This window comes from Pseudomonas sp. S2_H10, from assembly GCF_054668285.1.
Genome location: NZ_CP162754.1, coordinates 2,758,105 through 2,778,930 on the forward strand (window position 1 = coordinate 2,758,105; position 20,826 = coordinate 2,778,930).

Consider the following 20,826-nt stretch of genomic DNA (forward strand, 5'->3'; position numbering starts at 1 on the left):
AAACACTGTAGCTTCTACACATCAAGCAACGTCTACCCCTGACGAGGCCCAATATGACCAGCCGCCTGAACCCCGACGACCAGAAGCATGTCGAAGAGTACCTGCATTTGTCCCAGCACCAGGTTGAGCGCCGACCTTTCCGGCCGTGGATGCTCCTTGTTCTGGTATTGGCAGTGACCATTGGTCTTGGCCTGTTGAGCCGACTTATCAGTTACCTGACGCTATGAGCTGCCTTGCGCTCGCTTGGGTAACCGTACCGATTTCCTTTAGCCTTGCGAGTTATCCCCATGTCCCATCGTATTGTCATTGTCGGCGGCGGCGCCGGCGGTCTGGAGTTGGCTACCCGTCTGGGTAAGACCCTGGGCAAGCGCGGCACCGCCAGCGTGATGCTGGTCGACGCCAACCTGACCCACATCTGGAAACCGTTGCTGCACGAAGTGGCGGCCGGTTCCCTGAACTCTTCCGAAGATGAACTCAACTATGTCGCCCAAGCCAAATGGAACCACTTCGAGTTCCAGCTGGGGCGCATGAGCGGGCTCGATCGCGCGAAGAAAAAAATCCAGCTGGCCGCCACCTATGATGAAGCCGGTCTGGAACTGGTGCCGGCCCGCGAAGTGCCTTACGACTCGCTGGTGATCTCCGTCGGCAGTACCACCAACGATTTCGGCACCCAGGGCGCGGCGCAGCACTGCCTGTTTCTCGACACCCGCAAACAGGCCGAGCGCTTCCACCAGCAACTGCTCAATCACTATTTGCGCGCGCACGCGGGCCAGTCCGACGCCGTCGAACAAATCAGCGTGGCCATCGTCGGCGCCGGTGCCACCGGAGTCGAACTGGCCGCCGAGCTGCACAACGCCGCCCATGAACTGGCAGCCTATGGCCTGGACCGGATCAAACCGGAAAACATGCACATCACTCTGATCGAGGCCGGACCACGGGTGCTGCCGGCGCTGCCGGAGCGGATTGGCGGGCCTGTGCATAAAACCCTGGAAAAACTCGGGGTCAACGTCATGACCAATGCTGCGGTCAGCGAAGTGACGGCCGAAAGCCTGATCACCGCCGACGGCAAAGTGATCAACGCCAGCCTGAAAGTCTGGGCCGCGGGGATTCGCGCACCGGGTTTCCTCAAGGACATCGATGGCCTGGAAACCAACCGCATCAATCAGCTGCAAGTGCTGCCGACCCTGCAAACCACCCGTGACGAGAACATCTTCGCCTTCGGTGACTGCGCCGCCTGCCCGCAACCGGGCAGCGACCGCAACGTGCCGCCACGTGCCCAGGCTGCGCATCAACAGGCATCGTTGCTGGCCAAATCGCTGAAACTGCGCATCGAAGGCAAGGCGCTGCCGGAGTACAAGTACACCGATTACGGCTCGCTGATCTCGCTGTCGCGTTTTTCGGCTGTGGGTAACTTGATGGGCAACCTCACCGGCAGCGTGATGCTCGAAGGCTGGCTGGCGCGGATGTTCTATGTGTCGCTGTACCGTATGCACCAGATGGCGCTGTACGGGCCGTTCCGCACGGCGATGCTGATGCTGGGCAGCAAGATCGGCCGTGGCACCGAGCCACGCCTCAAGCTGCACTAAAGCAAACCATGTGGGAGCTGGCCTGCCAGCGATTGCGGTATGTCAGTCAACAAAGATGTCGACTGGCCCGACGCCATCGCGGGCAAGCCACGCTCCCACAGGTTTCAATGGCGTTCATGCATGTTTTCGCGTTTTTCGCGGACAAAAAAAATCCCCGTATCTTTCGATACGAGGATTTTTAATATGGTCGGGGTAAGGGGATTCGAACTCCTGACATCCTGCTCCCAAAGCAGGCGCGCTACCGGACTGCGCTATACCCCGGTAAAAAAAAGGCACCTTTGAAAGGCGCCTTCTTCGATCAGCGCTTTTGGCCTCTGATCTTAAGATTCGATTCCAGCGCTAACTGGTTTCAAAAATGGTGGGTCGTGTGGGATTCGAACCTACGACCAATTGGTTAAAAGCCAACTGCTCTACCAACTGAGCTAACGACCCAAAAATGGTCGGGGTAAGGGGATTCGAACTCCTGACATCCTGCTCCCAAAGCAGGCGCGCTACCGGACTGCGCTATACCCCGGTTTGAAATTGGCTCCGTGACCAGGACTCGAACCTGGGACCCAATGATTAACAGTCATTTGCTCTACCGACTGAGCTATCACGGAACTACACATTTCAATTTACAACTTTGAAGCTTTACTGCGTTCTCTTCGACCCGTTCGCATCGCTGCGTTCGTGTGTCTGAGGCGCGCTATTCTACAATCTTCAGCACCTCTGTCAACCCCCTAAATTGCTTTCAAGTTAATGATTTGCAACTTATTTTGGATTCCTGCCTGGGAAGCGGAAACCCTGGTGGGTGACTGACTGCGGGGCGCACTTTACAAGCCTTTTCCTTTGAGTTCAACAGCCTAACGAAAAAAAGGCCTCGCGATGCGAGGCCTTTTCGATTTTGCCGCCGTTATGGATCAGACGAAGACGATTTCGTCGTTCTCCACCACGCCATGGGCCGTATCGCCCGGCATGAAGCGTCCGGACAGGATCAACTGCGCCAGCGGGTTCTCGATCCAGCGCTGGATCGCTCGTTTGAGCGGCCGTGCGCCGTATACCGGGTCGTAACCGACCGCGATCAGCTTGTCCATCGCTTCAGGGCTGAGATCAAGCTTCAGCTCCCGCTCGGTCAGGCGGCTGCGCAGACGACCCAGCTGGATCTCGGTAATACCGGCAATCTGATCCCGCGCCAACGGCTCGAAGATCACCACTTCGTCGACCCGGTTGATGAACTCCGGCCGGAAGTGACTGGAAATCGCATCCATCACCGCTGCACGCTGCGCCTCACGGTCACCGACCAACTCCTGGATCTGCACCGACCCCAGGTTGGAGGTCATGACAATCACGGTGTTCTTGAAGTCCACCGTGCGGCCATGGCTGTCGGTCAGTCGGCCGTCCTCGAGCACTTGCAGCAAGATGTTGAACACATCCGGGTGTGCCTTCTCGACTTCGTCCATCAGGATCACCGAGTACGGCTTGCGACGCACGGCCTCGGTCAGGTAACCGCCCTCTTCATAGCCCACGTAGCCTGGTGGCGCACCGATCAATCGAGCCACGGAATGTTTCTCCATGAACTCGGACATGTCGATCCGCACCATCGCCTCTTCGGTATCAAAGAGGAATTCGGCCAACGCCTTGCACAGCTCGGTTTTACCGACACCGGTCGGGCCGAGGAACATGAACGAACCACTCGGCCGGTTAGGGTCGGACAACCCGGCACGGGAACGTCGTACCGCGTTGGAAACCGCGACCACCGCTTCATCCTGGCCAATCACACGCTGGTGCAACAGGCTTTCCATCTTCATCAGTTTTTCACGCTCGCCTTCGAGCATCTTCGACACGGGAATACCGGTCCACTTCGACACGACTTCGGCGATCTCTTCTTCAGTCACCTTGCTGCGCAGCAACTGGTTCTCGCTTTTGCCATGCTGGTCGACCATTTGCAGGCTTCGCTCCAGGTCCGGGATGACCCCGTACTGCAATTCGGCCATGCGGTTCAGGTCGCCTTTACGGCGGGCTGCTTCCAGCTCCTGACGAGACTGTTCGATTTTCTGCTGAATCTGCGCAGAACCCTGGACTTCGGCTTTTTCCGAGTTCCAGATTTCTTCGAGATCGGAGTACTCACGCTCATGACGAGCGATTTCTTCCTGCAATTTTTCCAGACGCTTTTTCGCCGCGTCGTCGCTTTCTTTCTTCAGCGCCTGGGATTCCACCTTCAGCTGAATCAGGCGACGCTCCAGACGGTCGAGCACTTCCGGCTTGGAGTCGATCTCCATGCGGATGCGGCTGGCGGCCTCGTCGATCAAGTCGATGGCCTTGTCCGGCAACTGACGGTCGGTAATGTAGCGATGGCTGAGCTTGGCTGCGGCAATGATCGCACCGTCGGTGATCGCCACCTTGTGGTGAACCTCGTAGCGCTCTTTCAGGCCACGCAGGATGGCGATGGTGTCTTCTTCGCTCGGTTCATCCACCAGTACTTTCTGGAAGCGACGCTCGAGAGCAGCGTCCTTCTCTATATATTGGCGATACTCGTTGAGCGTGGTCGCACCGACGCAATGCAACTCACCACGGGCCAGGGCCGGCTTGAGCATGTTGCCGGCATCCATCGAGCCTTCGCCTTTACCGGCGCCAACCATGGTGTGCAGTTCGTCGATGAACAGAATGATCTGCCCTTCCTGCTTCGACAGCTCATTGAGCAGGGATTTCAGGCGCTCTTCGAACTCACCGCGGTACTTGGCACCGGCGATCAGCGCCCCCATGTCCAGGGACAACAGGCGCTTGCCCTTGAGGCCGTCCGGCACTTCGCCATTGATGATGCGCTGGGCCAGGCCTTCGGCGATGGCGGTTTTACCCACGCCAGGCTCACCGATCAGCACCGGGTTGTTCTTGGTGCGACGCTGCAGCACCTGAATCGTGCGGCGAATTTCGTCGTCACGGCCGATCACCGGATCGAGCTTGCCGTCTTCGGCGCGCTTGGTCAGGTCGACGGTGTATTTATCCAGCGCTTGCCGGGCTTCCTCGTGGTTCGGGTCGTTGACGGCCTCGCCACCACGCAGGTTGTTGATTGCGTTTTCCAGGGCTTTCTTGCTCACGCCCTGGCCGAGCAACAGCTTGCCGAGCTTGCTGTTCTCGTCCATGGCGGCGAGCAACACCAGCTCACTGGAAATGAACTGATCGCCCTTCTGCTGGGCCAGGCGGTCGGCCTGATTGAGCAGGCGCGCCAGATCCTGCGACATGTTCACGTCGCCGGTGGGGTTCTGGATTTTCGGCAGCTGGTCGAGCTCTTTGGTCAGCTCTTTACGCAGGCTGTTGACGTCGAAGCCTACCTGCATCAGCAGGGGCTTGATCGAACCGCCCTGCTGTTCGAGCAAGGCTTGCATCAAGTGCGCTGGCTCGATGGCCGGATGATCGTGGCCGACAGCCAGGGATTGGGCATCGGACAACGCTAACTGCAATTTGCTGGTTAAACGGTCTATACGCATGGGTCACCTTCCTTTTGAGCAGGCCGGACCTATAAAACATCCTGAATGAAGAAACCTGCCAGATACCGTTATAGATGCGGTCGATTCTGGGAGTTTCAAGCGTCTTGATGTTGATGCAGGTCAGGGAAGCTTAGCGGTCGTGCCCTGTCTTACGAATACGTTCCTCTTTGGCGAGTGGCTGTTGTCGTCAGGCAAGGCGCCGCGACGAGTCATAGCCCGCTATGGCGAGGAGCGGCAACGCAGCATGACGGCAACAGACGCCGTCAAAGTGGAACAGTATTCGTGAGACAGGGCACTACAGCCAGATCAGGGAGGCGAATCGACCGGTGCGGGACGCACGGCGATAGGAAAAGAAACGAGGATCGGTCACGGTGCAGAAACCGCCACCGTAGACAGCGGTGACTCCGCGAGCCGCCAGACGCAGACGCGCCAGCTTATAGATGTCGGCCATGAACTTGCCGGGGTTTTGACTCGGTACAAAGGCCTCGGCCGCTTGCGGCAACTGCTGCACGAAGGTTTCGCGCACTTCCGGGCCGACTTCAAAGGCTTGCGGGCCGATGGCCGGGCCGAGCCAGACCAGTACCTCGGCAGGTGGCACCGCCAGACTGTCGAGGGTGGCTTCCAGCACACCCGCCGCCAGCCCGCGCCAACCGGCATGGGCCGCCGCGACACGAGTGCCGGCACGGTCGCAAAACAGCGCAGGCAGGCAATCGGCAGTCATCGCCGCGCAGGCGATGCCCGGCGTTGATGTCCAGCTGGCATCAGCTGTATCCACCCGGCCTGGATCGGCATGGGCCACGACAATGCCGTGGACCTGCTGCAGCCAGGCTGGCTGAATGGAAAAGTGATCGGTAAGGCGACGGCGATTTTCGGCGACCGCTTCAGCGCTGTCGTCGACGTGATCGCCGAGGTTGAGGCTGTCGAACGGCGCCAGACTGACGCCGCCCGCACGGGTGGTGACGCAGGCTTTGACCCCGTCCGGCGCGGGCCAGTCAGGAATCAGCCAGTCACTCATCCAATGAACGCCTCACGGTCTTGCTTGAGCAGGGTCAGCAGCCAGACGAAGTCTTCCGGCAACGGCGATTCCCAGCTCATGCGCTGACCGGTCGTCGGATGATCCAGCTCCAGGAAACGCGCATGCAGCGCCTGACGCGGGAAGTTCTTCAGCGACTCGACCATGGTCGGGTTGGCGGCCGGCGGAATACGGAAACGACCGCCGTAGGCAGGATCTCCGACCAACGGGTAGTTGATGTGCGCCATGTGCACGCGAATCTGGTGCGTACGGCCGGTTTCCAGCTTCACCCGCACGTGAGTGTGGGAGCGGAAGCGCTCGAGCACGCGGTAATGGCTGACGGCTTGCTTGCCACCTTCCATCACGGCCATGCGCTGGCGCTGCTGGCCGTGGCGACCGATCGGCGCGTTGATCTTGCCACCGGCTGTCACCACACCGATCACGATGCACTCGTAGATCCGGCTGACGCTGCGGCTCTGCAACTGTGTAACCAGCTGCGTCTGCGCTTGAATGGTCTTGGCCACCACCATCAGACCGGTGGTGTCCTTGTCCAGGCGATGCACGATACCGGCGCGGGGCACATTGATGATGTCCGGCACGTGGTGCAGCAAGGCGTTGAGCAAGGTGCCGTCGGCATGACCGGCAGCCGGGTGCACCACCAGGCCCGCAGGCTTGTTGATCACCAGGATGTCGTCGTCTTCGTAGACGATGTCCAGGGCAATGTCTTGAGCGACCCATTCACCCTGAGCTTCCTGCTCGGCAGTCAACTCAAGGATGGCGCCGCCATGGACGATGTCTCGCGGGCGGATAACCGCCCCATCCACAGTCAGGCGGCCGTCTTTGATCCAGGCGGAAAGGCGCGAGCGCGAGTGCTCAGCGAATAATTGTGCGGCGACTTGATCGAGGCGTTGGCCGCCCAATTCGGACGGCACCTCTGCGCGAAGTTCAATTTTATCGGACATGCTCAGACTAGGCGTCGGCACAGCCTTTGGTTTCGGCTGCGCGCTTGTGGTTAAATACGGCGTCTTTTGCCCCGAGGCTATTCAACGGGGCGCTCATCATAACAGGACGGCCACGCCCAAGACAGCGGCCGTCATAGGGACGCAAGCCGCCATGCAAGTGAAACACCTGCTGCTGATCGCCATCCTCGCATTGACCGCTGCTTGCTCATCGAAGGAAGTCGTAGACGAAAACCTTAGCGAAGTCGAGCTCTACCAAGAGGCTCAAAAGGACCTGGACAACAGTAGCTACACCAGCGCCATCGCCAAGCTGAAGGCTCTGGAGTCGCGTTATCCGTTCGGTCGCTACGCTGATCAAGCGCAACTCGAGCTGATCTACGCCAACTACAAGAACACCGAGCCAGAAGCGGCCAAGTCCGCTGCGGAGCGCTTCATTCGCCTGCACCCACAGCATCCGAACGTCGATTACGCCTACTACCTCAAGGGCCTGACTTCTTTCGACCAGGACGTCGGCCTGCTGGCGCGTTTCCTGCCGCTGGACATGACCAAGCGTGACCCGGGCGCCGCCCGCGACTCCTATAACGAGTTCGCCCAGCTGACCAGCCGCTTCCCGAACAGCCGCTACGCGCCGGACGCCAAGCAGCGCATGATTTATCTGCGCAACCTGCTGGCGGCCTACGAAATTCACGTGGCCGACTACTACCTGACCCGTCAGGCCTATGTCGCCGCGGCGAACCGCGGTCGCTACGTGGTGGAAAACTTCCAGGAAACCCCTTCGGTCGGCGACGGCCTGGCGGTGATGACCGAGGCCTACCAGCGCCTGCACCTGGACGAGCTGGCTGCCACCAGCCTGGAAACCCTGAAGCTCAACTACCCGAACCACCCGACGCTGGTCGACGGCCAGTTCGTACCGACCGTGGCCGAAGCCGACAACCGTTCGTGGCTGAGCAAGGCGACCCTGGGCCTGATCGAGTCCCGTCCGCCGCTGCCACCGGGCGAAACCCGTGCCAACCAGGACGTACAAAAGCAGTTCCAGGACGCCAAGGACGCGATCCCGAGCGAGCTGAAGCCTAAAGACGGCAACGGTGACGTGATCGAAGAAGAGAATCACGAAGCGGAAGGCAACAACAGCGACCGTTCTTGGTTCAGCTACATGACCTTAGGCGTGTTCGACTGACACATCGGGTTGTGCAAAAAAGGGAAACTTGCTCGCGATGGACGTCAACGTTAACGCGCTTTGTCTGAATAAACGCGTCGTCCTTGAGACCATCGCGAGCAAGCTCGCTCATACATAAGCTATTAGGCTGTGCGCTGGCCATGTCCTTGGCTAAACTAGCTGATCACTAGTCGAAAAGCAGCTCACCATGCTTCGTTTATTGTTCTGGATTGTCCTGATTGCCGCTGCGGTATGGTTCTGGCGCAAATTCAAGGGACAGACTTCCACCCCCAGGTCCCCTGCCGAACGGGATGCGGCGCCCATGGTCCGTTGCGCCCATTGCGGCGTTCACCTGCCCCGTGACCGCGCGCTGAGCCTCGACCAGCGATGGTATTGCAGCCAGGCTCATCTCGAGCAAGACAAAGGCTCCAGCGACCGCTGACACACCACCAAAATACCGGCAGATTGAGGACTATCGCGCGCGCCCAAGGAACTGAAAGGCGTCGATCGACGTCTGACGCAGATTATTCAAGACTCTTCTCTGCGAATGAACCGGGTAATCGAAAACGTCCTGCACCTGCAGCGTCGCGCGCAAATGTCGCCGCTACGGGTCGTCCTGAAACCACTGGAAATACTCGATAACAAAGCCCCCGCCCTTCATATCAAGGGCCCGGGGCTTTATCTGTCCGCCCAGCCGGGCGAAAGCATTCTGTCCCGCCTAGACTTCAAGGCACGCCAGGAAAGCGGCTGCTTTTGCATGACCTTTGCTCACGGACGGAACCCACGTTGAATACCAGACCACGACAAAAAGTCTTGATCGTCGATGACGAACCAGACATACGCGAACTCCTGGAAATCACCCTGGGAAGGATGAAACTGGAGACGTTCAACGCCCGCAACGTCGGCGAAGCGCAATCCTTGCTGAAGAGCGAAACCTTCGATCTGTGCCTGACCGACATGCAGTTGTCGGACGGCACTGGCCTGGAGTTGGTGCAGCACATCCAGCAACGCCACCCTCAGGTCCAGGTGGCGATGATCACCGCCTATGCCAGCCTCGAAACCGCAATCAATGTGCTCAAGGCCGGGGCATTCGACTTCCTGACCAAACCGGTGGACCTGACGCGCCTGCGTGAACTGGTCACCAGCGCCCTGCTGCTTCCCGCGCGCGGGGCCGGCATCGATCGTCGCTTGCTGGGCGACTCGTTACCCATGCGCAACCTGCGTAAACACATCGGCAAGCTGGCCAGCAGCCATGCGACGGTCTACATCAGCGGAGAATCCGGCAGCGGCAAGGAGCTGGTCGCGCACCTGATCCATGATCAAAGCCCCCGCGCCAATCAACCGTTCATTGCGGTCAACTGCGCGGCAATTCCCTCGGAACTGTTGGAGAGCGAGTTTTTCGGTCATCGCAAAGGCAGTTTCAGTGGCGCAATCGAGGACAAACCCGGCCTGTTCCAGACAGCCCACGGCGGCACCCTGCTGCTCGACGAGGTGGCTGACCTGCCGCTGGCGATGCAAGTCAAACTGCTGCGGGCCATTCAGGAGAAAGCCGTACGCAGCGTCGGCGGGCAGCAGGAAGTCGCGGTGGATGTGCGCATTCTTTGCGCCACGCACAAGGACCTGAGCGCCGAAGTCGCCGCCGGGCGGTTTCGCCATGATCTTTACTACCGCCTGAACGTGATCGAACTACGGGTGCCGCCCCTGCGCGAGCGTCGTGACGACATCGAAATGCTGGCCAGCCACATACTCAAGCGCCTGGCCGTCGATACGGGTCAACCGGCAACGAGACTCCACCCCCAAGCCCTCGATGCGCTGAAAAGCTATCGCTTCCCGGGCAATGTGCGGGAACTGGAAAACATGCTCGAACGGGCGCACACCCTGTGCGAGAACAATCAGGTCGAAGCCGGCGACCTGCGCCTGGCCGAAGGCAGCAGTGGTGCCGAAGCTGGCGTGCCGGACCTGACCCTGATCGACAATCTGGAAGCCTACCTGGAAAATGTCGAACGCCAACTGCTGCTCCAGGCCCTGGAGGAAACCCGCTGGAACCGCACGGCGGCGGCCCAGCGGCTGAACCTGTCATTCAGGTCGATGCGCTACAGGCTCAAGAAGCTGGGACTGGATTGACGACCTCTGAAATCAGATCCGCCCGGCAGGCGCATAAGGCGCCGGATCGATAATCGGTGCCCGGCCCAGCATCACATCGGCAAACAACTGGCATGACGCCGGCGCCAGCACCAGCCCGTTGCGGTAATGCCCGCAATTGAGCCAGAGCCCGTCAAACCCCGGCACCGGGCCGATGTAAGGAATGCCCTCGGGAGATCCCGGACGCAACCCGGCCCAATGCCCCACCACTTCGGCATCGGCCAGTGCCGGGATCAACTCCACCGCGGACGCCTTCAGGCTTTCCAAGGCCGACGCGGTCGGGGTCTTGTCATAGCCTTCATGCTCCAGCGTGCTGCCGATCAGTATGTGCCCGTCGCGCCGGGGAATGGCATAACGGCCTTTGGCCAGGACCATGCTCGGCAGGAAATCCGCCGCACACTTGTAGAGAATCATCTGCCCTTTCACCGGCTCGACCGGCAGCGTCAGATCCAGAAGCTTGAGCAAATCACCGCTCCAGGCACCTGCCGTCAGGACGATCTGATCGCCCGGGACAGCACCCGTGGCGGTCTGCACGCCGACGATTTTATTGCCGTCACGAACAAACCCGCTGACTTCGCACTGCTCATGGATCGTCACGTTCGGCAGCGCCAGCAATGCGGCCTTGAGTGATTTGACCAGACGCGGATTACGCACGTTGGCGACGTCGGCCATGTAGATCGCCTTGGAAAAACCGCTGCCCAGTACCGGCACGGCGTCGTGGGCTGCCGAAATATCCACCGCGCTCAACGGACGATTTTCCCGGGCGGCCCATGCCAGCGCTTCAGCCTCGTCATCCAGATCCAGCCAGTACAGACCGGTGGTGTGCACTTCGGGATCAACGCCGGTGGCGGCAAACAAGCGCTCGCCCAGCTGTGGATAAAAGTCCTGTGACCAGTGCGCCAACGCGGTGACCGCCGGGCTGTAGCGCCACGGGTAAAGCGGCGAAACGATGCCGCCACCGGCCCAGGACGATTCCTGGCCGACGTTCGAGCGATCCAGCAGCACAACGCTTTGCACTTCGGACGCGAGATTGAAGGCCGTCAGCAAACCAATAACGCCACCGCCGACAATCACCACTTGCTGTTGCCTGGTCATGTTCTGATCCAATCGTTAAATAGACAGAGGGTGCAACAGGCACCCGAAAAAAACTCAGCGCCCCCAGCAGTCTTTGCTGGTCAGGCCGGATTCTGCGTTGACCATGCCCAGGACACCCGTGTTGGTGATGGTCAGATCACCGCACTTGTCAGTGGCCATGCTCGAGTCAGGCTTGCGCACCGCTGTCAGCACAAAGGTCTGGTCGGTCAGGGTCGGTGTGATGCTGTAGTAATCATTGCCGGCGCTGAGGCCCGTCGCATCGGTGTAGACATTTTTCTGCGAATAGAAGCGCTCGAGGATCTGCGCCTGCTCCGAGAGCAGACCGGCTGCCTCTGCGCGACGGCCCTTGTTCAGGTACTCGGTGAAACTCGGGGCAGCAATGGTCATGACAATCCCGATGATCGCAATCACGATCATGATTTCGATCAGGGTAAAACCGCGGTTGGAACTACGCATGCCTCAACTCTCACTTACTGTATTTGTCGCCACATGATGCGACGGCTGCCGCCGGATTTTTCCATCCCCGGACTATCGTCGCCAGCGGAATTGTCGCTGGCGTCCTGTGTTGAATGCTCTCCAACAAAGATCACGCCTTCGGACAGCGAGTCGACGTTGTCGACCACGCCATCTTCGTTGCTGTCGAGCATCTTAACGCTGATCGCCTCGGGCAGCTTCAGGCAGACAGCTTTCAAGCCCTGATTGCCGTGGTAGAACCCGTACCAGTTGCCATTCGCCAGGCAGGTTGGCCGGTTCAGCGCTGGCGAATCCGCTGATGCGGCGGCGTGCGCCGACAGGCCAAGCGCGACCACGATACCCACCAGTGCTGACCACAGTCGCTCAGTACTTCGCATAGATACTCTCCACCACACTGCGCGAGTGACCCGCGATGCCGACTGCCGTCACCCGATACAAGGTCGCCTGGGTATTGATGGGCACATTCACCGCACCCCGGCTGTCGCCGATGTTTTGCACCCCGTAAAAGCCATTGCCCGAGGCAATCCAGGTCACTCCGGAAGAGGCGTTGAAACCGGCAGCGGTAATGCTCGAGGACTCGGAGGGCGGTGCACATTGAATGATGCCGCTGCAAACAGGAAGTGCATAACTGTCCCTTTGCACCGTACTTTCTCCCACCCGCAATGCGGCTTCGGCACTCTGAAATGACTGGTTGCGCAAGGCGACGCTGCCGGCCATTTTTTCCTGCAGGGTGGCACTCTGCATCGATGAAAGACCAATCAGCGTCAACAAGAGCAAGAACACCAGACTGACCAGCAACGCCATGCCGCGCTGGGTGCAATACGTCATGGGAGAGCGATTCATCGGCACCCCCTCATGGCAAGCGATTGCGCAGAGCGGCAACCACGTTGAAGGTTTGATCGCTCACCCGGTGGTTCGGATCGGTGAGGGTCAGGCTCAGGCGAACGCTTCGAATCAGCGCAGGGTCCGGCGGGTTGCTGTTGTAGCGGGACGCCGCCAGATCAGTGGCCGTGCTGGCCAGGCCGAAGCTCACGTCAAACGCCTCCACGTGGTCCACCAGTACCTGTGGATTGGCATCCCCTCCCTTCAGGAGCAGTTGGTTGTTGCTGAAGCTGTAAGTCAGCTGCCGTATCGGAAAGGCCAGTTCCCCTGCCACCGGGGTCCGGCTTTTGCTGTAGGCCGTCGAATGGCTTCGACAATCGGAAAGAACGGTCCAGTCCGGGCTGCTGCCGTTGCCACCCACATCCGTCGTCACCAGAGTCAACTTGCGGCCGCCATTGTCCCAGCGAATCGGCGTTAGCTGACTGGCATGGAAATCGCGCTTCTTACTCGCATCGGTGATCGTTTCCAGGCAACCGAACATCCCGACCATGCGGATTTCCTGAATCATTTTGCTCAACGCAAAACGTGCGTCCTCCTGGATGTTCGCGGCCGCATTCTGGCTGAGATAGGTGTTCTTGGCCGCAATGAAAACCTGTACCACGCCCAGCACCACGATCAGGCTCAGTGCCAGGGCGATCAGCAACTCGACCAGGCCAAAACCTCTGCTGCGGCGACTCACGGGACCGCCACCGGATCGATGGCCGTGCGGCTGGTCAGGACAAAGTTGCGCCGCGAGTCGGCAGCATTCGCAGCCCGTGAGTCGTCCCAGGTAATGGTGATGGTGTACAGCTGCTGATTGACGGTGACACTGCCCGTCGCGGTGGCGCCGAGTGAGCTGACAATGTTGGAATTGAAATCGAACAGGTCCTGATCCCGGGTGACATCCGGATTGCCCGAAGCCGGCGGCGCAATGGTGTAGTCCGCAGCGGCATTGGCGCGAATGCGGTCCAGCATGTCGTAGGCGATAAAGCTGGCCTGACTCGCCATGCGCGCGCTATCCGTATACTTCAGCGCATTGAGCTGAAACGCCGCCGCCCCCAGCAACCCCACTCCCAGAATGACCAACGCCACCAGGACTTCGATCAGCGTCATGCCCTTTTGCGTGCCTTGCATCCCTGCCGTCATCCGCAACTTCCGCCCAATAGAATTCGTCCGTTCAAACACACTGCCAGCGTTCTGCTTTGTGTCCCCCGCCCATAGCTGATCACGACCTCCGAAGACGGTGATGACAATCCGCCCATACTGTTGAAATCGATGGCCGTGACGCCTGAGGTTAGCGTCAGAGTTGCGCCGCTGCTCATCGCCGGAATAACCCGTAATACATTGGCCAAAACGCCAGTACCGTCATAGACCGCCAGCTCTCCACTCCAGGCATCTGCGCCGGCCGTCGGGCGCACGCGCGTGGCATTGCCCCGTTCGATGGCTTCGAGCCGGGCGAAATTGAGCGCTCGTCGCAGGTCACCGATTTCGGTGTCAGCCCTCGTAGTTTGCGTCGAGCGGGTAAACGCCGGGACAGCCAGCGTCAGCAAAACCAGAAGGATCGCGATCGCGACCAGCAACTCGATCAGCGTGAAACCTTTTGTACGATGATCCATCGGGGCCTTCTGTTTCCTTCGGCTATACCTGCATTTGCGCGGCACAACATTCGAGCGATGCGGTGCGTTTGCGTTGCCATTTCGCGCGCAGGGATTGCGCGAGCCACAGCACGCCACGGAGGGAGATGTCATGCGGCAACAAGGCTTCAGCCTGATCGAACTGCTCATGGGACTGGCAATTACAGGAATTGTTCTGCAACTGGTCAGTCCGGCGTTCGCAACGCTGATCGAGTCAAACCAGCGGGAGCAAGCGGCACAGGCACTGTTCAGTGGTATTCGCACCGCTCGCACTGAAGCCATCGTGCGCAACCAGGCCGTGGTGATTCACAGCATCAATGGTGACTGGAGCCACGGCTGGCGGATGATTCTGGATATCAGCGGCAAGGGGGAGATGGACAGCGACAATCCACTGCTGGCCGAACGCCAGGGAAACGCACGAGTGTCGATTGTCGGAAACGGCCCGGTCGAAAGCTCAATACGCTTCAGAGGTCAGGGCGAGTCACTGATTGGCGGGACATTACACATTTGCGCAGTTCGCGAACCGGTGAGCCAACATCAAGTGGTGTTGGCACGGACCGGTCGCGTCAGCCTGCGCAGCGACAAGGCCGCGCATCCGTTATGCGAAGCAAGGCAAAAAATCAGGTCAGCGAGCGAACGCGCAGTTCCTTAGGCATCGAGAACGTGATGTTCTCCTCGCGACCAGCCAGCTCATCGGCGCCGGTAGCACCCCAGGCCTGCAACTGCTGGATCACGCCGCGCACCAGGACTTCCGGGGCGGATGCACCAGCGGTGATGCCGATACGCTCGACGCCTTCGAACCAGCTCTTTTGCAGGTCTTCGGCACCGTCGATCAGGTACGCCGGCGTGGACATGCGCTCAGCCAATTCGCGCAAGCGATTGGAGTTGGAGCTGTTCGGGCTGCCGACCACCAGCACCACGTCGCACTCGTCGGCCAGTTGCTTGACCGCGTCCTGGCGGTTTTGCGTGGCGTAGCAAATGTCGTCTTTGCGCGGTCCACCGATGGCCGGGAAGCGCGAACGCAGCGCGTCGATAACGCGGCTGGTGTCGTCCATCGACAAGGTGGTCTGGGTTACGAAGGCGAGCTTTTCAGGGTTGTTCACCTGCAACGCCGCGACATCTTTCTCGTCTTCGACCAGGTAGATCGCGCCGCCGTTGCGGGCATCGTACTGGCCCATGGTGCCTTCGACTTCCGGGTGACCGGCGTGGCCGATGAGAATGCATTCACGGCCGTCGCGGCTGTAGCGTGCCACTTCGATGTGGACCTTGGTCACCAGCGGGCACGTGGCGTCGAACACTTTCAGCCCACGACCGGCCGCTTCGCTGCGCACGGCCTGGGAAACGCCGTGGGCACTGAAGATCACGATGACGTCGTCCGGTACCTGATCCAGCTCTTCGACGAAGATCGCACCACGGGAGCGCAGGTCTTCGACAACGAATTTGTTGTGGACCACTTCATGGCGCACGTAGATCGGCGGCCCGAAGACTTCCAGGGCGCGATTGACGATTTCGATCGCACGGTCCACACCGGCGCAGAAGCCACGGGGATTGGCGAGTTTGATTTGCATGCTGTGCCTCGTGTCTTGCGCGCAAGAAATTTGATCAATTGTAGGAGCTGGCTTGCCAGCGAAGGGGCCAGCAGAGTCACTGCTAGACTTGAGACCCTTCGCCGGCAAGCCGGCTCCTACAGAAAAACGTTTACAGCGCTTTGACGGAAATGATTTCCACGTCAAAGGTCAACGTCTTGCCCGCCAGCGGGTGGTTGAAGTCGATGGTCACTTGCGCGTCATCGAACTCTTTGACCACGCCCGGCAATTCAGTATTGGCCGCATCGTTGAAGATCACCAGCAAGCCAGGCGACAGTTCCATGTCCTGGAACTGTGAACGCGGGATGATCTGCACATTCTGCGGGTTCGGCTGGCCGAAAGCGTTTTCCGGCTCGATGCTCAGTGTACGCTTGTCACCGGCCTTGAAACCAAACAGCGCCGCCTCGAAACCTGGCAACAGGTTGCCGTCACCGACCTTGAAGGTCGCCGGGGCTTTGTCGAAGGTGCTGTCCACCGTATCGCCGTTCTCCAGGCGCAATGCGAAATGCAAGGTGACTTCCGTGTTCTGGCCGATGCGTTGCTCAGCCAATACCTGTTCAGTCATGAACGGCTTCTCCGGTCTTTTTACTTTTGAACATATCCAGTGCCAGCATGACAGCGCCTACAGTGATTGCACTGTCGGCAAAGTTGAACGCCGGGAAATACCAGCGATTCTGCCAATGCACCAGAATGAAATCGATCACATGGCCCAGGGCAATGCGGTCATACAGATTGCCCAGCGCGCCGCCGAGCACCAGTGCCAGCGCAACCGCCAGCCAGGTCTCGTTGCGCCCCAGACGCTTGAGCCACACCACCAGCACCGCACTGACCACTACTGCGATCAACGCGAACAGCCAGCGCTGCCAGCCGGAGCTGTCAGCCAGGAAGCTGAACGCCGCGCCGGTGTTGTAGGCCAGGGTCCAGCTGAAGTAATCGGGGATGATCACGATCTGCTGGTACATCTGGAGCTTGTCTTCGAAGTAGAACTTGCTGGCCTGGTCGATGACCAGGACCAGCAAGCTCAACCAGAGCCAGCTCAGCCGTCCGAAACGGCCAACGGCATTAGGCATAGTGACGGACCTCGCCAGCGCCGCTGATGTTGTCGACGCAACGACCGCAGATCTCCGGATGCTCCGGGTTCACACCGACGTCTTCACGGCAGTGCCAGCAGCGGGCGCACTTGGCGTGGGCCGATTTGACGATCTTCAGCTTCAGGCCGCTGACTTCGGTGACCACGGCATCGGCCGGCGCCTGCGCCAATGGCGCGACACTGGCGGTCGAAGTGATCAGCACGAAGCGCAGTTCGTTGCTCAGTTTGGCCAGGTCGGCGGTCAACGCGTCTTCGGCGAACAGCGTCACTTCGGCTTGCAGGTTGCCACCGACAGCCTTGGCTGCACGCTGGATTTCCATTTCCTTGTTGACCGCGACCTTGACCGCCATGATGCGGTCCCAGTAAGCGCGATCCAGCTCGAAGCCTTCCGGCAATTCGCTCAGGCCTTCGTACCAGGTGTTGAGCATGACAGACTCGTTACGCTCGCCCGGCAGGTACTGCCACAGTTCGTCGGCGGTGAACGCCAGGATCGGCGCGATCCAGCGCACCAGCGCCTCGGAGATGTGGAACAGCGCGGTCTGGCACGAACGGCGGGCCTTGCTGTCGGCGCCAGTGGTGTACTGACGGTCCTTGATGATGTCGAGATAGAAACCACCCAGCTCCTGCACGCAGAAGTTGTGGATCTTCGAGTACACGTTCCAGAAGCGGTATTCGCCGTAGTGCTCTTGCAGCTCGCGTTGCAGCAGCAGCGTACGGTCCACGGCCCAACGGTCCAGTGCCAGCATTTCTTCGGCCGGCAGCAGGTCGGTGGCCGGGTTGAAGCCGGTCAGGTTGGAAAGCAGGAATCGTGCGGTGTTGCGAATGCGGCGGTAGGCGTCCGCACTGCGTTGCAGGATCTGCTCGGAAACCGCCATTTCGCCCGAGTAGTCGGTCGAAGCGACCCACAGACGCATGATGTCGGCGCCCAGGGTGTCGTTGACTTTCTGCGGCGCGATCACGTTGCCCAGGGACTTGGACATCTTGCGGCCGGACTCGTCGACCGTGAAGCCGTGGGTCAGCAGTTCGCGGTACGGCGCGTGGTTGTCGATGGCGCAACCGGTCAGGAGCGACGAGTGGAACCAGCCACGGTGTTGGTCCGAGCCTTCCAGATACAGGTCGGCGCGTGGACCGGTTTCGTGGCCCATCGGGTGCGAACCGCGCAGGACGTGCCAGTGCGTGGTGCCCGAGTCGAACCAGACGTCCAGGGTGTCGCTGATCTTGTCGTACTGCGGCGCTTCAGCGCCCAGCAGCTCGGCGGCATCCAGCTTGAACCAGGCTTCGATGCCTTCGACTTCGACGCGCTTGGCAACTTCTTCCATCAGTTCGACGGTGCGTGGGTGCAGCTCGCCGCTTTCCTTGTTCAGGAAGAACGGGATCGGCACGCCCCAGTTGCGCTGACGGGAGATGCACCAGTCCGGACGGTTGGCGATCATCGAGTGCAGGCGCGCCTGGCCCCAGGCCGGAACGAACTGGGTCTCTTCGATGGCCTTGAGCGAACGCTGGCGCAGGGTATCGCCAGTGGTCGGCTGCTTGTCCATGCCGATGAACCACTGCGCGGTCGCGCGGTAGATCAGCGGGGTCTTGTGGCGCCAGCAGTGCATGTAGCTGTGTTCGATGACGGTGGTGTGCAGCAGCGCACCGACTTCGGTCAACTTGTCGACGATGGCCGGGTTGGCCTTCCAGATGAACTGGCCGCCGAAGAATTCCAGCGACGGCACGTACACGCCGTTGCTTTGTACCGGGTTGAGGATGTCATCGTTGACCATGCCGTATTTCTTGCAGGTCACGAAGTCGTCCACGCCGTAGGCCGGAGCGGAGTGAACCACACCGGTGCCGGCGCCCAGTTCAACGTAGTCGGCCAGGTAAACTGGCGACAGACGATCGTAGAACGGGTGACGGAAGTTGATCAGTTCGAGCTCTTTACCGGTGGTGGTCGCGATGACCGAGCCTTCCAGCGAGTAGCGCGCCAGGCACGACTCGACCAGCTCTTCAGCCAGTACCAGCAGCTTGTCGCCGACGTCGACCAGGGCGTAGTTGAATTCCGGGTGGACGTTCAACGCCTGGTTCGCAGGGATGGTCCACGGGGTGGTGGTCCAGATCACGATCGAGGCAGGCTTGCCCAGGGTTGGCAGACCGAAGGCGGCAGCCAGTTTGGCTTCGTCGGCAATCGGGAACGCCACGTCGATGGTCGAGGACTTCTTGTTCTCGTACTCGACTTCCGCTTCAGCCAGGGCCGAACCGCAATCGAAGCACCAGTTCACGGGTTTCAGGCCCTTGAACACGAAACCGCCCTTGACGATTTCAGCCAAGGCACGGATTTCGCCGGCCTCGTTCTTGAAATCCATGGTCTTGTACGGATTGGCGAAGTCACCCAGCACACCCAGACGGATGAACTCGGACTTCTGACCTTCGATCTGCTCGGTGGCGTAGGCCCGGCACAGTTCGCGGGTCTTGTCGGCGCCCAGGTTCTTGCCGTGGGTCACTTCGACCTTGTGCTCGATCGGCAGGCCGTGGCAATCCCAGCCCGGAATGTAAGGCGCGTCGAAGCCCGACAGGGTCTTCGAGCGGATGATCATGTCCTTGAGAATCTTGTTCAGCGCATGACCGATGTGAATCGTGCCGTTGGCGTACGGAGGGCCGTCGTGCAGTACGAACTTCGGACGATCCTTGCCAATCTCGCGCAACTTTCCGTACAGGCCAATGCTGTCCCAGCGCTGCAGAATCTGCGGTTCGCGCTGAGGCAGGCCGGCCTTCATTGGGAAGGCGGTGTCCGGAAGGTTTAGCGTGGCTTTATAGTCGGTCATTTAAGGCTCTTCATTAGCGATGGGCGCTAGGTGCGGCTAGTGCACGGGCGGCGGCGACATCCGCGTTGATCGCCGTTTTCAGCGCCTCCAGAGAGGCGAATCGCTGCTCTTCACGCAGCTTGTGGTGGAAAACCACCGTTAAACGCCGGTCGTACAGATCGCCGGCAAAATCTAAAAGATGCACTTCCAGGTGGGCTTTGCCATCACCTTGAACCGTGGGCCGCACGCCGATATTGGCGACGCCGGGCCAGGTCTTGCCGTCGATCTCGACGTCCACCAGATAAACCCCGGTGAACGGCACGCGACGACGCTTGAGTTGTATGTTGGCGGTGGGCGTACCCAACTGCCGAGCGAGTTTCTGGCCATGCAATACACGACCGGCGATTCGGTACGGCCGCCCGAGCAAGCGCTCGGCCAGGGCGAAATCCGCCGCGGCCAGGGCATTGCGGACCTGCGTGCTGCTGACCCGAATGCCATCGAGCTCGACGGTTTGCGCCGCTTCGACGGTAAAGCCCTGGAGGATGCCGGCCTGTAGCAGGAAGTCGAAATCTCCCGCCCGGTCACAACCGAAACGGAAGTCATCACCGACCTCCAGGTGCTGGACACCCAGCCCATCCACCAGGATGGTATCGACGAACTCGCTGGCACTGAGCTTGCTCAGGCGCTGGTTGAAGGCCAGGCACAGAACACGGTCGACGCCTTCGGCGGCCAACAATTGCAGCTTGTCCCGCAGACGGGCCAGACGGGCCGGCGCAGTCTCCGGAGCGAAGAACTCGCGCGGCTGCGGCTCGAAAATCACCACGCAACTGGGCACGCCCAACTCGAGCGCACGCTCACGCAGGCGCGCCAGGATAGCCTGGTGGCCACGGTGTACACCGTCAAAGTTGCCAATAGTGGCGACACAGCCCCGATGCTGGGGGCGCAGATTGTGGAGGCCTCGAACCAGCTGCATAACGCGCTTCT

The 20,826-nt window shown here is 60.2% G+C and carries 21 protein-coding genes, 4 tRNA genes and 1 pseudogene; 7 read left to right on the forward strand and 19 right to left on the reverse strand.

The annotated features are described in order from the left end of the window. Positions 1-53 precede the first annotated feature (53 nt). Both AB4O16_RS12205 and AB4O16_RS12210 read left to right on the forward strand, forming a co-directional pair. The gene (locus AB4O16_RS12205) at positions 54-227 is read left to right on the forward strand and encodes a DUF3094 domain-containing protein (protein WP_085718464.1); all 174 of its coding nucleotides are present in this window, start codon (positions 54-56) and stop codon (positions 225-227) included. 60 nt (positions 228-287) lie between these two features. Further along, entirely contained in the window at positions 288-1,586 is a 1,299-nt protein-coding gene (locus tag AB4O16_RS12210; protein ID WP_160385648.1) for an NAD(P)/FAD-dependent oxidoreductase, read from the forward strand. A gap of 184 nt (positions 1,587-1,770) precedes the next feature. Here AB4O16_RS12210 and AB4O16_RS12215 read toward each other — a convergent pair. The 7 genes from AB4O16_RS12215 to rluD form a co-directional block, all read right to left on the reverse strand. Next, positions 1,771-1,847, reverse strand: a tRNA-Pro gene (locus tag AB4O16_RS12215). 95 nt (positions 1,848-1,942) lie between these two features. Further along, positions 1,943-2,018 (reverse strand) — tRNA-Lys (locus AB4O16_RS12220). Positions 2,019-2,023: 5 nt separating this feature from the next. Then, positions 2,024-2,100 (reverse strand) — tRNA-Pro (locus tag AB4O16_RS12225). Between the two features lie 9 nt (positions 2,101-2,109). Next, a tRNA-Asn gene (locus AB4O16_RS12230) sits at positions 2,110-2,185 on the reverse strand. 300 nt (positions 2,186-2,485) lie between these two features. Then, positions 2,486-5,050: an ATP-dependent chaperone ClpB gene (gene clpB, locus AB4O16_RS12235; RefSeq protein ID WP_160385649.1), complete on the reverse strand. Its 2,565-nt coding sequence runs from the start codon at positions 5,048-5,050 to the stop codon at positions 2,486-2,488. 295 nt (positions 5,051-5,345) lie between these two features. Continuing rightward, positions 5,346-6,065 (reverse strand): peptidoglycan editing factor PgeF, encoded by a 720-nt coding sequence (gene pgeF / locus AB4O16_RS12240; RefSeq protein WP_460157806.1) that lies wholly within the window; start codon positions 6,063-6,065, stop codon positions 5,346-5,348. Further along, entirely contained in the window at positions 6,062-7,024 is a 963-nt protein-coding gene (gene rluD / locus AB4O16_RS12245) for a 23S rRNA pseudouridine(1911/1915/1917) synthase RluD (protein WP_008052092.1), read from the reverse strand. Before rluD ends, pgeF begins: the two co-directional genes overlap by 4 nt. Positions 7,025-7,175: 151 nt before the next feature. On the opposite strand from rluD, the gene AB4O16_RS12250 reads away from it, so the two are divergent. The 4 genes and pseudogenes from AB4O16_RS12250 to AB4O16_RS12265 all read left to right on the forward strand — a co-directional run bounded on the left by AB4O16_RS12250 (position 7,176) and on the right by AB4O16_RS12265 (position 10,301). Beyond that, positions 7,176-8,198: an outer membrane protein assembly factor BamD gene (locus tag AB4O16_RS12250; protein WP_460157807.1), complete on the forward strand. Its 1,023-nt coding sequence runs from the start codon at positions 7,176-7,178 to the stop codon at positions 8,196-8,198. Between the two features lie 187 nt (positions 8,199-8,385). Continuing rightward, entirely contained in the window at positions 8,386-8,619 is a 234-nt protein-coding gene (locus AB4O16_RS12255; protein ID WP_160385651.1) for a PP0621 family protein, read from the forward strand. A gap of 30 nt (positions 8,620-8,649) precedes the next feature. After that, positions 8,650-8,967 (forward strand): annotated as a pseudogene (locus AB4O16_RS12260) (hypothetical protein); the annotation flags it as partial. Next, complete coding sequence (locus tag AB4O16_RS12265) at positions 8,964-10,301, forward strand: sigma-54-dependent transcriptional regulator (RefSeq protein WP_460157808.1); 1,338 nt, start codon at positions 8,964-8,966, stop codon at positions 10,299-10,301. The pseudogene AB4O16_RS12260 and the gene AB4O16_RS12265, both read left to right, overlap by 4 nt. 12 nt (positions 10,302-10,313) lie before the next feature. On the opposite strand, the gene thiO is transcribed toward AB4O16_RS12265, so the two are convergent. The 7 genes from thiO to AB4O16_RS12300 are packed head-to-tail and all read right to left on the reverse strand — an operon-like array spanning position 10,314 to position 14,365. Then, on the reverse strand, positions 10,314-11,414 hold the full coding sequence (gene thiO / locus AB4O16_RS12270) for a glycine oxidase ThiO (protein WP_460157809.1): 1,101 nt from the start codon (positions 11,412-11,414) through the stop codon (positions 10,314-10,316). A gap of 54 nt (positions 11,415-11,468) precedes the next feature. Continuing rightward, complete coding sequence (locus tag AB4O16_RS12275; RefSeq protein ID WP_150716710.1) at positions 11,469-11,870, reverse strand: type IV pilin protein; 402 nt, start codon at positions 11,868-11,870, stop codon at positions 11,469-11,471. Between the two features lie 14 nt (positions 11,871-11,884). Next, complete coding sequence (locus AB4O16_RS12280; protein WP_160385654.1) at positions 11,885-12,265, reverse strand: hypothetical protein; 381 nt, start codon at positions 12,263-12,265, stop codon at positions 11,885-11,887. Beyond that, positions 12,252-12,731: a pilus assembly PilX family protein gene (locus AB4O16_RS12285; RefSeq protein WP_110661952.1), complete on the reverse strand. Its 480-nt coding sequence runs from the start codon at positions 12,729-12,731 to the stop codon at positions 12,252-12,254. Before AB4O16_RS12285 ends, AB4O16_RS12280 begins: the two co-directional genes overlap by 14 nt. 10 nt (positions 12,732-12,741) lie before the next feature. Further along, positions 12,742-13,449: a PilW family protein gene (locus AB4O16_RS12290; protein WP_460157810.1), complete on the reverse strand. Its 708-nt coding sequence runs from the start codon at positions 13,447-13,449 to the stop codon at positions 12,742-12,744. Then, positions 13,446-13,895 carry a type IV pilus modification protein PilV gene (gene pilV / locus AB4O16_RS12295; protein WP_160385656.1) on the reverse strand — a complete coding sequence of 150 codons (450 nt, stop codon included), beginning with the start codon at positions 13,893-13,895 and terminating at the stop codon, positions 13,446-13,448. The genes AB4O16_RS12290 and pilV overlap by 4 nt, the downstream gene beginning before the upstream one ends. Beyond that, positions 13,892-14,365, reverse strand: a complete 474-nt coding sequence (locus AB4O16_RS12300; protein WP_160385793.1) for a GspH/FimT family pseudopilin — start codon at positions 14,363-14,365, stop codon at positions 13,892-13,894. Before AB4O16_RS12300 ends, pilV begins: the two co-directional genes overlap by 4 nt. Positions 14,366-14,495: 130 nt before the next feature. Between AB4O16_RS12300 and AB4O16_RS12305 the strand changes: the two genes are divergently transcribed. Beyond that, positions 14,496-15,035, forward strand: a complete 540-nt coding sequence (locus AB4O16_RS12305; protein ID WP_160385657.1) for a GspH/FimT family pseudopilin — start codon at positions 14,496-14,498, stop codon at positions 15,033-15,035. Here AB4O16_RS12305 and ispH read toward each other — a convergent pair. From ispH to ribF, 5 genes are all read right to left on the reverse strand, one after another. Then, the gene (gene ispH, locus AB4O16_RS12310; RefSeq protein WP_160385658.1) at positions 15,004-15,951 is read right to left on the reverse strand and encodes a 4-hydroxy-3-methylbut-2-enyl diphosphate reductase; all 948 of its coding nucleotides are present in this window, start codon (positions 15,949-15,951) and stop codon (positions 15,004-15,006) included. The genes AB4O16_RS12305 and ispH overlap by 32 nt on opposite strands. A 130-nt stretch (positions 15,952-16,081) precedes the next feature. After that, positions 16,082-16,519, reverse strand: coding sequence for an FKBP-type peptidyl-prolyl cis-trans isomerase (fkpB, locus tag AB4O16_RS12315; protein ID WP_172435403.1), 438 nt, complete (start codon positions 16,517-16,519; stop codon positions 16,082-16,084). A 7-nt stretch (positions 16,520-16,526) separates the two neighbouring features. Beyond that, positions 16,527-17,039, reverse strand: a complete 513-nt coding sequence (gene lspA, locus AB4O16_RS12320; RefSeq protein ID WP_150716718.1) for a signal peptidase II — start codon at positions 17,037-17,039, stop codon at positions 16,527-16,529. Further along, positions 17,032-19,863: an isoleucine--tRNA ligase gene (gene ileS, locus AB4O16_RS12325; protein WP_460157811.1), complete on the reverse strand. Its 2,832-nt coding sequence runs from the start codon at positions 19,861-19,863 to the stop codon at positions 17,032-17,034. Before ileS ends, lspA begins: the two co-directional genes overlap by 8 nt. A gap of 13 nt (positions 19,864-19,876) precedes the next feature. After that, positions 19,877-20,815 carry a bifunctional riboflavin kinase/FAD synthetase gene (gene ribF / locus AB4O16_RS12330; protein WP_160385661.1) on the reverse strand — a complete coding sequence of 313 codons (939 nt, stop codon included), beginning with the start codon at positions 20,813-20,815 and terminating at the stop codon, positions 19,877-19,879. Positions 20,816-20,826: the final 11 nt, after the last annotated feature.

What these genes read in the sequence shown, in the direction of transcription:
- thiO (WP_460157809.1), bottom strand. Translation starts at nt 11,414, where the DNA reads ATGACCAGGCAACAGCAAGTGGTGATTGTCGGCGGTGGCGTTATTGGT.
- clpB (WP_160385649.1), bottom strand. Translation starts at nt 5,050, where the DNA reads ATGCGTATAGACCGTTTAACCAGCAAATTGCAGTTAGCGTTGTCCGAT.
- pilV (WP_160385656.1), bottom strand. Translation starts at nt 13,895, where the DNA reads ATGACGGCAGGGATGCAAGGCACGCAAAAGGGCATGACGCTGATCGAA.
- AB4O16_RS12280 (WP_160385654.1), bottom strand. Translation starts at nt 12,265, where the DNA reads ATGCGAAGTACTGAGCGACTGTGGTCAGCACTGGTGGGTATCGTGGTC.
- lspA (WP_150716718.1), bottom strand. Translation starts at nt 17,039, where the DNA reads ATGCCTAATGCCGTTGGCCGTTTCGGACGGCTGAGCTGGCTCTGGTTG.
- AB4O16_RS12275 (WP_150716710.1), bottom strand. Translation starts at nt 11,870, where the DNA reads ATGCGTAGTTCCAACCGCGGTTTTACCCTGATCGAAATCATGATCGTG.
- pgeF (WP_460157806.1), bottom strand. Translation starts at nt 6,065, where the DNA reads ATGAGTGACTGGCTGATTCCTGACTGGCCCGCGCCGGACGGGGTCAAA.
- ispH (WP_160385658.1), bottom strand. Translation starts at nt 15,951, where the DNA reads ATGCAAATCAAACTCGCCAATCCCCGTGGCTTCTGCGCCGGTGTGGAC.
- AB4O16_RS12250 (WP_460157807.1), top strand. Translation starts at nt 7,176, where the DNA reads ATGCAAGTGAAACACCTGCTGCTGATCGCCATCCTCGCATTGACCGCT.
- AB4O16_RS12285 (WP_110661952.1), bottom strand. Translation starts at nt 12,731, where the DNA reads ATGAATCGCTCTCCCATGACGTATTGCACCCAGCGCGGCATGGCGTTG.
- AB4O16_RS12210 (WP_160385648.1), top strand. Translation starts at nt 288, where the DNA reads ATGTCCCATCGTATTGTCATTGTCGGCGGCGGCGCCGGCGGTCTGGAG.
- ribF (WP_160385661.1), bottom strand. Translation starts at nt 20,815, where the DNA reads ATGCAGCTGGTTCGAGGCCTCCACAATCTGCGCCCCCAGCATCGGGGC.
- rluD (WP_008052092.1), bottom strand. Translation starts at nt 7,024, where the DNA reads ATGTCCGATAAAATTGAACTTCGCGCAGAGGTGCCGTCCGAATTGGGC.
- AB4O16_RS12205 (WP_085718464.1), top strand. Translation starts at nt 54, where the DNA reads ATGACCAGCCGCCTGAACCCCGACGACCAGAAGCATGTCGAAGAGTAC.
- AB4O16_RS12300 (WP_160385793.1), bottom strand. Translation starts at nt 14,365, where the DNA reads ATGGATCATCGTACAAAAGGTTTCACGCTGATCGAGTTGCTGGTCGCG.
- ileS (WP_460157811.1), bottom strand. Translation starts at nt 19,863, where the DNA reads ATGACCGACTATAAAGCCACGCTAAACCTTCCGGACACCGCCTTCCCA.
- AB4O16_RS12255 (WP_160385651.1), top strand. Translation starts at nt 8,386, where the DNA reads ATGCTTCGTTTATTGTTCTGGATTGTCCTGATTGCCGCTGCGGTATGG.
- AB4O16_RS12305 (WP_160385657.1), top strand. Translation starts at nt 14,496, where the DNA reads ATGCGGCAACAAGGCTTCAGCCTGATCGAACTGCTCATGGGACTGGCA.